12 protein-coding genes are annotated in these 13,896 nt (G+C 40.8%); 9 read left to right on the top strand and 3 right to left on the bottom strand.

The features are described from left to right. Window positions 1–22: 22 nt before the first annotated feature. Window positions 23–1,099, bottom strand: coding sequence for a CotH kinase family protein (locus AC0VYJ_RS21680; protein ID WP_475366241.1), 1,077 nt, complete (start codon window positions 1,097–1,099; stop codon window positions 23–25). A 232-nt stretch (window positions 1,100–1,331) separates the two neighbouring features. Here AC0VYJ_RS21680 and AC0VYJ_RS21675 point away from each other — a divergent pair, with 232 nt between their 5' ends. Together AC0VYJ_RS21675 and AC0VYJ_RS21670 are read left to right on the top strand one after the other, a co-directional pair. Further along, window positions 1,332–1,697, top strand: a complete 366-nt coding sequence (locus tag AC0VYJ_RS21675) for a hypothetical protein (protein ID WP_430245475.1) — start codon at window positions 1,332–1,334, stop codon at window positions 1,695–1,697. Window positions 1,698–1,784: 87 nt separating this feature from the next. After that, window positions 1,785–3,116, top strand: coding sequence for an NAD(P)/FAD-dependent oxidoreductase (locus tag AC0VYJ_RS21670; RefSeq protein WP_475366240.1), 1,332 nt, complete (start codon window positions 1,785–1,787; stop codon window positions 3,114–3,116). A gap of 39 nt (window positions 3,117–3,155) precedes the next feature. Here the strand turns inward: AC0VYJ_RS21670 and AC0VYJ_RS21665 are convergent, their stop codons facing one another. Next, window positions 3,156–4,553, bottom strand: a complete 1,398-nt coding sequence (locus AC0VYJ_RS21665) for an MFS transporter (protein ID WP_194218215.1) — start codon at window positions 4,551–4,553, stop codon at window positions 3,156–3,158. A gap of 229 nt (window positions 4,554–4,782) precedes the next feature. On the opposite strand from AC0VYJ_RS21665, the gene AC0VYJ_RS21660 reads away from it, so the two are divergent. From AC0VYJ_RS21660 to AC0VYJ_RS21650, 3 genes are all read left to right on the top strand, one after another. Continuing rightward, complete coding sequence (locus AC0VYJ_RS21660) at window positions 4,783–5,772, top strand: LacI family DNA-binding transcriptional regulator (RefSeq protein WP_194218216.1); 990 nt, start codon at window positions 4,783–4,785, stop codon at window positions 5,770–5,772. A 176-nt stretch (window positions 5,773–5,948) separates the two neighbouring features. Further along, window positions 5,949–7,343, top strand: a complete 1,395-nt coding sequence (locus AC0VYJ_RS21655) for a sucrose-specific PTS transporter subunit IIBC (protein ID WP_475366239.1) — start codon at window positions 5,949–5,951, stop codon at window positions 7,341–7,343. Window positions 7,344–7,409: 66 nt separating this feature from the next. Continuing rightward, window positions 7,410–8,855 carry a glycoside hydrolase family 32 protein gene (locus tag AC0VYJ_RS21650; RefSeq protein ID WP_475366238.1) on the top strand — a complete coding sequence of 482 codons (1,446 nt, stop codon included), beginning with the start codon at window positions 7,410–7,412 and terminating at the stop codon, window positions 8,853–8,855. Window positions 8,856–8,906: 51 nt separating this feature from the next. Here the strand turns inward: AC0VYJ_RS21650 and AC0VYJ_RS21645 are convergent, their stop codons facing one another. After that, window positions 8,907–9,698, bottom strand: a complete 792-nt coding sequence (locus AC0VYJ_RS21645; RefSeq protein WP_194218219.1) for an SDR family NAD(P)-dependent oxidoreductase — start codon at window positions 9,696–9,698, stop codon at window positions 8,907–8,909. A 331-nt stretch (window positions 9,699–10,029) separates the two neighbouring features. Here AC0VYJ_RS21645 and qoxA point away from each other — a divergent pair, with 331 nt between their 5' ends. The 4 genes from qoxA to qoxD are packed head-to-tail and all read left to right on the top strand — an operon-like array spanning window position 10,030 to window position 13,877. Beyond that, window positions 10,030–10,965: a cytochrome aa3 quinol oxidase subunit II gene (qoxA, locus tag AC0VYJ_RS21640; RefSeq protein WP_475367541.1), complete on the top strand. Its 936-nt coding sequence runs from the start codon at window positions 10,030–10,032 to the stop codon at window positions 10,963–10,965. A gap of 17 nt (window positions 10,966–10,982) precedes the next feature. Further along, complete coding sequence (gene qoxB, locus AC0VYJ_RS21635; protein ID WP_194218221.1) at window positions 10,983–12,926, top strand: cytochrome aa3 quinol oxidase subunit I; 1,944 nt, start codon at window positions 10,983–10,985, stop codon at window positions 12,924–12,926. 14 nt (window positions 12,927–12,940) lie between these two features. Continuing rightward, the gene (qoxC, locus tag AC0VYJ_RS21630) at window positions 12,941–13,549 is read left to right on the top strand and encodes a cytochrome aa3 quinol oxidase subunit III (RefSeq protein ID WP_194218222.1); all 609 of its coding nucleotides are present in this window, start codon (window positions 12,941–12,943) and stop codon (window positions 13,547–13,549) included. 1 nt (window position 13,550) lies between these two features. Then, window positions 13,551–13,877, top strand: coding sequence for a cytochrome aa3 quinol oxidase subunit IV (qoxD, locus tag AC0VYJ_RS21625; protein ID WP_194218223.1), 327 nt, complete (start codon window positions 13,551–13,553; stop codon window positions 13,875–13,877). The last annotated feature ends 19 nt before the right edge of the window (window positions 13,878–13,896 follow it).

Below are 13,896 nucleotides of genomic sequence, written 5' to 3'. Positions count from 1 at the left end.
CAGGCACCGGCTAAAAATCCCTCTAAAAATCGGCCAATTCTTTCTTTATAAAATTCACTCGGTCTCGGATGTATTGAAGTATAAAGTCAGGTTCGGAATCAAAGTAGCTTAGTTTATTTTTTAGAAAAGTATCGTTAAGGGCATAAGGTCTCAAAGTCTGGTGAAGTTCATTGATCTCTTTTTCAAGTTCTTTGGTGGTAAAGAATGTTTCGATTGTTTGCTCAAGTTTTAATTTGTATCGAGCTCTAAAGGTAGGACAGGCTAGTAGTCTCGCTGTAAGCGTATTGTAGCCACTGATGGGGATATAGTCATGTTCCATCATTCTTCCGTTAATATCTCGCCCCCACGTAGCGTCATAATCCCATGGAATAACTTCAAACCGATTGGTTTCTCTGTTTTGGTAAAGGGCGTAGTTTTGAATAAAGGCGTCAAAGTTTTGTGTGCAAACGACGCCACATAGCCAGTTTAAATATTTTTCAACGTCTATTAAATTGTTTATTTCAGTTATAAACTTTTCTTGTGATAATGTGTTGATTTTATATAGAAGAATTTCAACTGAATGATCGTCTGATTCCAATCCATATTTTCTCATATATCCATCAAGCAATGATTTCTTCGGTTTGTAATCATCAGGTCGAAGGAGTGAAAAATTGGCGTCATCATTTTGAGCATAGTAAATGGGCCCATCTGGTAGGTTATGATTGTTAAGGTAAAATTCATCTATCGAATCCAGTTTTAAATAGATGCTTGAGAAGAGGTTATTGTGTGTGAGCATAATGTGTTCAGCATTAGGAGTTAGTACATTCAATTTATGAAATAAATTGAAAGAAAGCTTACTTCTTAATAATGAATAATCATTGAATTCGGCATTTAAGTGCAGTGTTTTTTGATGATGAAATAAGTTCTTGTCATTAAACTCAACCATATAGGATTTTTTTTTGAATTTACGCGTGTGTGCGCCACGATAAGTTGTTTTCACCTCATAATTCGTTTGGTCTACTTGTAAAACAGCTGGTACAAGTTGATCGCTCCATTTATCTTTCTTTAGCTTTTTCATACCTTTTTTATCGATCGATAAATGATAGTGTGGAATGCTCATACGTCACTTCCTTTATCCTTTTCCTACTCATAACAAGATATGAGGTCATATGAGATCATGCCACTTAAATGGGAGAGAGTGGAATTTTCCGTAGGAACTGAACAAGCTCTTCATTTCTTCATATCATATAGTAATGCTAAAGCAGAAGATAAGGGAAGGGAGCAAACAGTGTTGAAGAATGTTTCAATGAATGTAGAGGTGCTATTACAACAAGCTCAGGAAGCAGGTCTTGATGAGTTTCTTATTCAAAACCCGATCGAAGCTAGAGGTGGAAAGCGTAAGTCAGGGAAGAAATCTGGTCGTCGTTCAGGTAAAGGTTCAAGCGGTTGTCGTAGTCGTCGCTCAAGTGGAAAACGTAGCTCAGGGAAGCGTTCACGTTCAGGACGTCGTAGCTCAGGAAGACGTTCAGGTAGGCGTTCAAGCGGCAGACGTAGCTCAGGCAAACGCTCGTGCGGCGTGCGCTCTGGACTTTTCTCGACAGGGAGACGTAGCAACCGACGCAGCCGACGCAGCCGACGCTCAGGTAGGCGTTCGAGCGGCAGATGTAGCTCAGGAAGACGATCAAGTGGCAGACGTTCAAGAGGACGTCGTTAGATAATATTTGCTTTCATTTAAAGGACTGATTTTTAGAGATCAGTCCTTTTGATGTGGTATGCTTTTAAATAAAAAGAGTGGAGGTAGTGCCATGTACGATGTCACGATCATTGGAGCTGGAGTTAGTGGTATTTTTATGGCATATCAGTTAACAGAGCTACATCCAGAATATAAAATTATGTTAATCGATAAAGGAAAGAAGCTTACCGACCGAAATTGTAGGGCTCGTTCACAACAAGAATGTTCTTGTGACGTTTGTGACCAATACATAGGGTTTGCTGGGCTAGGTAAATCAGAAGGTAAATTTAATTATACGAATGATTTTGGTGGAAGTCTCGGTAGAAAAATAGGTACTGCTCAGTCGGAAAAATTGATGTGGGAAGTCGACCGCATTCTTTGTTCTTTTGGCGGGGACAAGGCTGAGCTCTATCATACATACAGTTCGGAGTTAGAGGAGAAAGCCAAAAACGTAGGATTAGATGTGTTCACGACATCAGTTAGACACCTTGGAACAAACCTTTCTTTTGAAGTGTTTCAAAATTTGTATGAGTATTTGTTAGAAAGAATCGATTTAAGATTTGAAACGGACGTTTACTCGATTGAAAAAGCAGAATACTTTGACATAGATACCTCAAAAGGAATCATGAAAACAAAAAATGTTGTTATCTCGACAGGCAATAGCGGAAGTGAGTGGATGTATGCCCAATGTGAACAGTTTGGTCTCGTGCCTGGTCCTGCTCGCCTTGATTTGGGTATTCGAGTAGAAATGCGAGGTGATCAGCTCACATCCATCTTGAAGGATACGTTCGAAACGAAGCTTCATATTCAACGAGAGGCATTTGAAGGAACGACGTACTGTATGAACCCAAATGGGCGAATTATAAGGAAATATCAACACGGGCTTGTTATGCCGGATGGACAGAATAAAAGAGAAAAGAATGCGCCAGGAAACAATTTGAACTTCACCTTATTTGTTCCTTCTTTTTATTCTTCGAAAGAGGAAGCGGATAACACTGCACAGCAAATTATTGGAGGGATTAATAGAGGTGGGGAGCGAATTGTGGTCCAGCGTCTGCGGGAATTAAAAAAACAAGAGGCTACAACTTCGACAATTCTAAGTTCGAATTCAATTGTTCCTTCCCTTGATGGAGAAGCTGGGAACTTGATAGACGAAGTGCCGAACATCTATCTTCGTGCGCTTCAGGAGTTTCTTTATTGCCTCGAAAAGCTGATCGGTGAGCCAATTGATGGAGAGACGTTACTATATGGTATGGATGGAAAGTTTTACGAAGCAAAGATCCAGACAAATGATCATTTTGAAACAGAAGTAGAAGGTCTCTTTTTGATCGGAGATTGCTCTGGTGAAACGCATTCTCTATCACAGGCAGCAGCAAGCGGTTTATATGTTGCAAATTTGATGTAAGAAAAAGATCGGCTCTATGGCCGATCTTTTGATTGCTTATTAAGACGCAGATGATTCGGATAGTGCTTTTTCACGTTTTGATAGAAATTTCAACGTGAAGATGGCAAATGCGAGCAGAGCAATACAGGTTAACCCAAGGTACAAGTTACTAAAAATGAGATTACTTCCTGATCGTGAAAGTGGATTCATCGAAAAAGTAACGTTTTTCATTTCAAGAAGCCTTCCGAAAATAGCTGAACTAAAAGCGCCAGCAAGGAAGTTCAATAAATTGAAAACCCCCATACCTACACCATTTTGGTTATCAGGTAGAATGGAAGACAGGAGATCAGCTGTTGAACTCTGGATGAGTGGAAACCCAAGGTAAGCTATTAATAGACACGGTGCAATAACCCATGCGTTGTAACCTGAAAACGTTGAGATGAAAAATGTTCCACTTGCGATCAGAAGAAGCGCTATTTTTACAACAAGTATTGCGCCACGCTGTTCGATGATTCTACCACCGATTTGGCCGATTAACCCAGCAGCCATTGCCCCGGGAAATAAGACAAGACCGATATTTAAGGTTGATAGCCCGTTAAGCTCTCGCAACATTATTGGGATGACGAAGATCAATCCAAAGAGCGCGGAAGTTCCAAGGAAACTAGTTAACACGGTGATCGTGTATTTGGTATTTTTCAATATAACGGGATCGATAAATGGGTGTGTAATCGTAAACGTTCGCCATAAGAATAGAATGAAAAAGACGGTAAAGAGGACGAGTAAATACCAAAGGAACGTTGTAATATAGAACAACAATGATGCTACCGATACGGCCATAAGCGCAGCACCTGGTAAATCAATGGATCCTGAACGCTTTTCTTCATTCGGTAGCCATTTTCTAAAGAGCGGAATGGCAAATACAGTCGCAACAGAGAAAAGGAAAAGGAAGCGCCAATTCAGCGTACCTCCTACAACACCACCGATTATAGGACCGACACCTGAAGCAAAGGCAACGGTGGAAGAGATCAATCCAAACACTCTTCCTTTTTCTTTAGGGAGAAACCGAATTGGAACAATAAAGGCAAGCGCTGGAATTGTTGCGCCACCAATTGCTTGAAGTATTCGTGCTGCTAGAAGAGTAGGATAGTTGGGAGAAAGAAAACCAATAAAGGCCCCTGTAGCAAAAATACTAATCCCTATAGTAAAAAGAGTTTTGATTGGATAGATATCCGCTAGCTTACCGTACATAAGGGAGCCAATGGCAAATACAAGAATATATCCAGTTAACACCCAGCTTACTTCTGATGGACTGAGATTAAAAGATGCAGCAATATCGGGAATGGCAACGTTGAACATCGTTCCATTCATAACGGCAAAAGCTAGAATCGTACAGACAAGAATAATTAGCTTTTTCCGCGCTGATGCATCTAAATTTTCATGTTCATAGTGGTCTGTCATAGCAGCCCTCCTTTAAATAAAGTTATTTTTTTGGAGTATCTATTAACGCTATTTATTTAGTATCACGAAATAACACACACTCTTCTACATCATAGAGGGCATTACATTAGAAGTAAACTGAGGAGACTTACAAAATCGGTCCTCCCTACACATATTTCCAGTTATAGACAACAGCAGTGAGATCGATTATGATGAATTAAGGAAAGACTGTCATGATGGAGGAACGGTTATGCCAACAATTAAGGATGTAGCAAAACGAGCAGGTGTTTCACGAACAACAGTCTCGCGAGTGCTGAATGACAATGGTTATGTTAGTCATGAAGCAAGGCAGCGCGTCGTTGAAGCAGTGGAAGAGATGGGATATATTCCGAGTGCACATGCGAAAACAATGCGTACGAAGCGTTCGGGCGTTATAGGCGTTATTCTGCCAAGAATCAGTACTGAAACAGCCAGTCGTGTTGTTAATGGGATCGAGAATGAGCTTGCGGCCAACGGTTATCAGATTCTTCTAACCAATACCCAATTACAGCCTGAGAAAGAAATACAAAATATAAAGCTATTAAAAAGTCGTCAGGTGGACGGTATTATTTTGCTTGCCACAAATCGGAACCAAGAATTACTTGATACCATTTCAGATGCTTCTATTCCTTTTGTTGCAATTGGACAGGAATTAAATGGCGTCATGTCTGTCGTATACGATGACTATCATTCTTCATATAGTGTGACAGAGTCACTTATAGAAAAAGGTCACCGCCACATTGGTTTTATAGGTGTACCAGAAACAGACCATGCTGTTGGGATCGTGAGGAAACAGGGTTACCTTGATGCAATGAAAAAGCACGGTTTAACAGTGGAAAAAGGTTGGATTCAATATGGGAACTTTACATTTGAGTCCGGATATGAAGCTGCCAAACAATTAGTGGAGCAATCTGAATTAAAACCAACCGCTATTTTTGCCGTAACGGATCGCATGGCGATTGGAGCGCTTGGCTTGTTGAAAGAGCAGGGGATTCGCATTCCAGAAGATATGGCATTATTCGGTATCGGTGCTTCTGACTTATCCCGCCACGTGACGCCGGCATTATCAACTGTGGACTATTTTAATGAAGATGCTGGACAGAAAACGGCTCAGCTTATTTTAGAGCAGCTATCAGGGAAAGTTTTGGAAAAGAAAAAGCTTAAACTTAACTATAGACTTATTGAAAGGGATAGTGTATAGTAACTAGTGAAAGCGATGTCAATTTCTTTTTAACCAATGTGGAATCGTTCACATATCACTCATTATTTAATTACTTAACGATAGACTAAAAAGAGCGAGGAAATGAAAACGCTCTTATTTCGCCAAATATGGAATCGATACCATGCGCAAGATATAATGTGAAGGGAGTTAATGATATGGCTACAAACCGTGAGATTGCTCAGGAAGTCATTGATGCTATTGGTGGACAGGAGAATATTCAATCTGTTGCCCATTGTGCAACAAGACTAAGAATTATGGTACACGACAAAGAAAAAATTGATCAAGAAAGAGTAGAAGGGGTAGAGAAAGTAAAGGGTGCCTTCTATAATTCTGGACAATATCAGGTTATTTTTGGGACAGGGACTGTTAACCGAATTTATGATGAGGTGACAGCGCTAGGAGCAACTGGTTCTACTAAGTCCGAAATTAAAGAAGAATCATCGAAGCAAGGAAATGCGTTTCAACGTGCGATCCGCTCATTTGGTGATGTGTTCGTTCCAATCATTCCAGCGCTTGTAGCAACAGGGTTATTTATGGGACTACGCGGTCTTGTGCTTCAAGAAGAGATACTTGCTCTATTCGGGTTAACACCAGGGGATATCTCAGATAACTTTATTCTATTTACACAAGTTCTAACGGATACAGCATTTATCTTCCTACCAGCGCTTGTAGCATGGTCAACCTTCCGAGTGTTTGGAGGAAATCCGACGATCGGTCTCGTACTCGGATTGATGCTTGTTACGCCTGCTCTTCCGAACGCATGGGAAGTAGCGGCAGGAAATGCAGAGCCACTTAAGTTTCTAGGGTTTATTCCAGTAGTAGGCTATCAAGGTTCGGTTATTCCCGCTTTTGTTGCAGGTTTACTCGGAGCAAAGTTAGAAAAACGAATTCGTAAAATAGTACCAGAAGCACTAGATCTTATTTTAACTCCGTTCCTAGTATTGTTAATTATGATTACTTTGTCGCTATTTGCGATCGGACCTATTTTCCATACGGTAGAAGAGTACATCATGGATGGTACGATTTATATTCTTGATCTTCCATTTGGTCTAAGTGGTTTAATCATTGGATTCTTCCATCAAATTATTGTTATTACAGGTGTTCATCACATTTTCAACTTCCTTGAAATTCAGTTGTTTGAAAACCTTGGCTACAATCCATTTAACCCAATTATTTCTGCGGCAATCGCAGCTCAGGGTGGGGCAGCACTTGCTGTTGGCCTGAAAACAAAGTCTAAGAAATTGAAAGCATTAGCCCTTCCATCTTCTTTATCTGCTTTTCTTGGAATTACAGAGCCGGCTATCTTTGGTGTCAATCTCCGGTATATGAAGCCATTTATCATGGGATTAATCGGTGGTGCAGTCGGGGGATTCCTCGCATCACTCTTTAAGTTAAAAGCGACGGGCCTTGCAGTTACTGTTATCCCAGGTACATTACTATTCTTGAATAGTCAGATTGTATTGTATCTACTTGTTAACATCATTTCGATTGGGATTGCCTTTGGTCTTACATGGGCATTTGGCTACAAAGACGGTATGCTAGATAAATAATAGCGAAGGGGATCCTCAATAAAGCGGATCCCCTTTTTCAAAATTTTAATGAACTAGGTGATTTTTATGACGGATCGAAACGAGCAGCTAAAGGATCTTGCAATGAAAGAAATAGAGGCACAACGTGAAACAGTTGAAAGTGACTACCGCCGCTCAGCATTTCACTTAATGCCACCTGCAGGGTTATTAAATGATCCAAATGGTTTTATACAATGGAAGGGCGTTTATCACGTTTTCTTTCAATGGATGCCTTTTAAAACGGATCATGGCGCTAAATTCTGGGGACATTATACGTCGACAGACCTCATTAACTGGGAGCTTGCCCCAATTGCCTTAGCCCCTGGGGACTGGTACGACAAGAATGGCTGCTATTCGGGAAGTGCGGTCGTCTCTGAAGATAAATTGATGCTTTTCTATACTGGGAATGTAAAAGATGAGCAGGGAAATCGTGAAACCTATCAGTGTCTGGCTGAATCAGAAGATGGGATTCACTTTGATAAAAAGGGTGTAGTATTAAACTTGCCTGAAGGATATACCCCCCATTTTCGAGATCCAAAAGTGTGGCAGCATTTAGAGAAATGGTACATGGTGGTTGGTACGCAGAACCTAAATGAAGAAGGTCGAGTCGCCTTATTTGAATCAACCAATATAAAGGACTGGATGTTGAAAGGGGACGTCACAGCTTCTGGGGAAGAACCGATTGGTGATTTAGGATTCATGTGGGAATGCCCTGACTTATTTGAGTTAGATGGGAAGGATATTCTTCTCTTTTCCCCACAAGGGCTAAAGCCTACAGGATACTTGTACCAAAATGTCTATCAAACAGGGTACCTTTCTGGAGAAATGAATTATGTGAGTGGAAAGATGAATCACGGATCGTTTACAGAGCTTGATCGAGGTTTTGAATTTTATGCACCACAAACGACACTTGATGAGAACGGAAGAAGGCTGATGATTGGTTGGATGGGTGTGCCTGAGCAGGGAGAAGAGCATCATCCAACAATCGAACACAAATGGATACACATGCTAACCATTCCAAGAGAGCTTTATTACGAAGGGGATAAACTTATCCAACGTCCTGTGAAGGAATTAGAAGCGATGCGACAGAATGAAGTGAAAAAAGAAATCACGCTTTCTAATGAAGAAAAGGAATGGGAGGAGTTTCACGGAACCACATATGAATTACTTCTTCATGTGCAGAAAGTGGAAAACTCGTTTGCTGTTAACTTCCGAAACAATGCCGAAATGATTTATGATGCTGATAAAGGAATATTAACGTTTAAACGAAAGAGTTTTGTTGATGGAAAGGATGAGTCGCGAAGCTGCTCCATCGATGAAGTTTATAACCTTCGATTCTATGTCGATTCATCCTCGATTGAAGTGTTTGTAAATGATGGTGAGGAAGTGTTCACATCAAGGTTTTTCCCTGAAGAACATGATGTAAGTCTTACCTTTAAAAGTAACGGCTATGTAGATGTGCAAGCGACAAAGTGGCTACTTGAAGCAAAATAGCAAAAAACCCCTCTGACCAAGTCAGAGGGGTTTTCATATTGGGTGGTGCTATTAAACGGAGCGAATAATTCCGCCCTCTACACGCTGAGCTGATCCATTTATCGCTGATGATAATGGTGACGCGAGAAAGGCTACTGTGTTTGCCACTTCTTCGACTCGTGCAAAACGTTGAATTAACGATGTTGGTTCGTTGTCTTTAAAGTAGTCTCGTGTAAAGTTATCAAGATCTTTCTTTTCTTCGGCAGCTGCGCCTTCCATGAAGCTTGCTACGCCATCTGTCCATGTTGGACCCGGTAGTACAGAGTTAACAGTAACATTTGAGCCTTTTGTTATTTCAGCAAGTCCGCGTGATAAGCTAATTAAAGAACTTTTCGTTACCGAGTATGGAAGCATTTGGGATAGTGGTTTAACTCCTGCTTCACTCGCGATATTCAGGATTCGTCCTGTATCCCTTGATAGCATAGTAGGGAGAAATTCGCGACTCAGTCTCACGGCACTAATGACGTTTGTTTGGAAATAACTCATCCACTCTTCATCTGATACGTCTGTGAACGGCTTAACTTCAAATGCCCCCATATTATTAATTAAGATGTCGAGCTGACCAATCTTGTTTACTTCTTCAATGAGTTGCTTGCTTTCGCCTTGCTTTGAAAGATCTCCAACAACGCCGTGTACATTCCCGAGTGATGATAGTTCCTTCACCACATCCTGTACACGCTCATACGTACGTCCGTTTATAATAACTTCTGCACCTTCTTTTAATAGTACTTCCGCAATTCCTTTACCTATTCCGGATGTTGACCCTGTAACAAGTGCTAGTTTGTCAGTTAATTGTAAGTTCATGATAAGCTCCTTTCAAAATACAGTCATACTTTATCAATTAGTCTATTGAACAGACAACGATCGTGCTTGAAGAAAAGCAGAGACAAATGAAGCAAGCGCTGTTATATCCATTAAAGTTAAATCATTCCACAAATTTGAACAAAATATGTATGAAATGTGACAAAAAAGTGATAAATACATGAGCAACTTTTGACATCTTGTGACACCTGTCACATTTATGAAAGGAACCTGCTACAATAGCCAATGGTAACAGTTGTTTCTGTCATTTTTTGTTTAAAATCTACTTAACTAATATATAGGAAGAAAGGAAGGTGGCCTGGCGGTGAAGCGAATGAAATCATTTTTTGCGCTCAGTATGTTTCTTGCAGTGATGGTATTGAGTGGCTGTAGTAACTTAACCGTTCTTGATCCAAAAGGACCTGTAGCAGAACAACAAGCGAATTTAATTCTTTTCTCTATTGGCTTTATGCTGTTTATTGTTTTGGTCGTGTTCGTGCTATTTACACTCATCCTTGTTAAATATCGTGAGCGTAAGAGTGGTCCTGAATACGAACCTCCACATATCGAGGGGAATGTGTTCCTTGAAATTGTTTGGACTGTAATTCCGGTAATTATTCTTATTGTCCTTGCAGTGCCGACTGTACAAACGATTTTTGCACTAGAAGAGGCACCGGAAGCGACGTCTCATAAAGATCCAATCGTGATTCATGCGACATCAGTCGATTGGAAATGGGTGTTTAGCTATCCAGAAGAAAATATTGAAACGGTGAACTATCTTCATATCCCGGAAGATCACCCAATTCTATTTAAATTAGCATCGGCAGATTCAATGGGATCATTTTGGATTCCGTCACTTGGTGGGCAGGAATACACAATGTCTGGCATGATGACAGAACTTTATTTGCAAGCTGATGAAATTGGTGAGTATCGCGGACGTAATGCCAACTTCACTGGTGAAGGATTTACTGAGCAGGTATTTACTGTAACAGCTGAATCTCAAGAAGATTACGATCAGTGGGTAGAAGAGGCGCAAGACGCACCTGAACTTACTCAAGAGAAATACAATGAATTGATGCTTAAAGGTCATACAGAAGAGCAGACATTCTCAGAAACTCACCTTCAGTGGGTTGATCATGGAATGGACGCTGAATACGCAACAAAGGTCCGTAATGGCGAATCAACTGATGAAGATGAGTCCTCAGAAATGGATCATTCAGAAATGAACCATGAAGACTCTGAAAAAGATTCCGAGGAACACTCGCATTAAGAGAGGAGGAAGACACCATGAAATTGGATGAATTTTTTGTCACCGGGGATCCGCTGATCTATGGGGCGGATGTATCAATTGCACTAACATTGATTGGCGCAATCTTCGCCTTAACGTATTTCAAAAAGTGGAAATGGTTATGGACGGAATGGCTAACCACTGTTGACCATAAAAAACTCGGTATCATGTATATCATCGCAGCAGTTCTTATGCTTTTCCGCGGTGGTGTAGATGCCATGCTCATGAGGGCGCAATTAACGGTTCCAGATTCAAGCTTTTTGGATGCGAACCACTATAATGAAATATTTACAACGCACGGAACAATCATGATTATTTTCATGGCTATGCCGTTCTTAATTGGTTTAATAAACGTTGTTGTACCATTACAAATTGGTGCACGAGACGTTGCTTATCCGTTTTTAAACGCAGTAAGTTTCTGGACTTTCTTCATGGGGGCTATGCTCTTTAACATTTCATTTGTTATTGGTGGATCTCCATCTGCTGGTTGGACAAGTTATGTTCCATTAGCTGGTCTCGAACTAAGCCCAGGAGTAGGGCAGAACTATTACTTACTCGGCTTACAAATTGCAGGTATCGGTACATTATTAACGGGTATTAACTTCCTCGTTACGATTTTGAAAATGAGAGTACCATCTATGAAGCTTATGCAAATGCCTATGTTTACATGGTCTTCATTAATTACGATGGTTATCATCATCTTTGCATTCCCGGTTCTTACCGTGGCACTTGCACTTATGACGTTTGATCGTCTGTTTGGAAGTCACTTCTTTACAATGATGGATGGCGGTATGCCAATGCTTTGGGCAAACCTCTTCTGGATTTGGGGCCACCCTGAAGTGTACATTGTTATTCTTCCGGCGTTTGGTATGTTCTCAGAAATTATTAGTACATTTGCACGTAAGACACTTTTCGGTTATAAAGCAATGGTTTATTCCATGGTCGTTATTGCCGGACTAAGCTTCCTAGTATGGGTTCACCACTTCTTTACGATGGGAGCAGGTGGAGCAGTTAACTCATTCTTCTCCATCACTACGATGTTAATCGCCGTTCCGACAGGTGTGAAGATCTTTAACTGGCTATTCACTCTGTACAAAGGGCGAATACGATTTACGACAGCGATGCTTTGGTCGCTTGCCTTTATCCCGAACTTCGTTATCGGTGGGGTAACAGGTGTTATGCTAGCGATGGCAGCTGCTGACTATCAGTACCACAATACGTACTTCCTAGTTGCTCACTTCCACTACGTGCTCATCTCGGGTACTGTGTATGCTTGTTTCGCAGGTCTATACTTCTGGTATCCAAAAATGTTCAATCACCGTTTGAACGAGCGTCTTGGTAAATGGAGTTTCTGGATTTTCGTTGCAGGATTTAACTTATGTTTCTTCCCGATGTATTTCCTAGGTCTTGCAGGAATGCCTCGTCGTATTTACACTTATGGAATTGGAGACGGATGGATGAGCTTGAACGTACTTGCTACGTTCGGTGGTATGCTAATGGGAATCGGATTCTTGATTCTTGTTTATAACATCTACTATAGCTTCCGTTACTCTCCACGTGAAACAACTGGTGACCCTTGGGATGCTAGAACACTTGAATGGTCAACACCAGCTCCAGTACCGCATTATAACTTCGCTCATCTTCCTGAAGCGAAAGGACATGATGCATTCTGGATTATGAAAGAAGAGAAGAAACAAGGGAAAACACCTGAGAAGAAACCTTATAAACCAATTCATATGCCTAGTTACTCTGGCGTGCCGATTGTGATGAGTGTATTCTTCTTTATTGCAGGATTTGGTATGGTATTCTCTTGGACTTGGATGTCTATTCTTGGGCTAATTGGTGTCCTTGCAACAATGGTGATCCGTTCATTTGATTATGATAAAGGTTTCTACGTTAGCGTAGAAGAAATAGAAGAAGATGAGAAAAAAACTACTTTATAAAGGAGGCGTGAAGCATGGAATCAGTCGAATATTCTCCTAACACGCCTTTAGAATATCAGTCGGAAACTGGCCGACTGAATATTCTAGGCTTCTGGATTTTCCTCGGTGCCGAAATCGCTTTGTTCTCAACGCTGTTTGCCACTTATCTAGTATTAGTTGGTCGTACAGCTGGCGGTCCAGGACCAGAAGAGCTTTTTGAAATTAGTGGTGTGTTAATTGAAACATTTTTGCTACTAACAAGTAGTTTCACATGTGGACTTGCTATTCACTATATGAGAAATCATTCTCTTAAAGGATTGTTTCTCTGGTTAGGTATTACACTCGCATTAGGTTTAGGATTCCTAGGGTTTGAAATTTATGAATTTGTTCATTACATTCATGAAGGTGCTGCACTAACAACTAGTGCCTATTGGTCTGGCTTCTTTGTATTAGTCGGAACGCACGGTGCCCACGTAACAATGGGTATTGCATGGATTTCACTTATTTTGATTCAATTGAAGCAACGCGGATTAACACCTGACACAACAAGGAAGGTCTTTATTTCAAGTTTATACTGGCACTTCCTTGACGTTGTGTGGATCTTTATCTTCACAGCAGTCTACTTGTATGGGATGGTGATGTAAGATGGCCTCAAACAACGAGCAGACAAATAGTCATAGCCACTTCCCATGGAGCCACTTAGTTGGTTTCGGTCTATCGATCGTTTTAACACTACTTGCTTTATGGGTCGGATTCGCTTCAGACTTTAGTTTTAGAACGATTATGATTATTGTTGTCATCCTGGCATTGATTCAGGCAGCGATTCAGCTCTTAATGTTTATGCATATTACTGAGAGTGATAGTAGCCGAATTCAGGTCGGAACGATTCTTTACGCAGTTTTCATTGCGGTTGCAGTCGTTGCCGGTACAATCTGGGTTATGTCATTCGGCATGCACAATATGAATATGTGATTCAAAAAAAGCTGTTCAC

This window comes from Anaerobacillus sp. 63XJN7_5_ISO-PGPR-S23-430, from assembly GCF_056173695.1.
The sequence above is the reverse complement of the archived record's forward strand: the minus strand, read 5'-3'. Positions and strand labels throughout refer to the sequence as shown.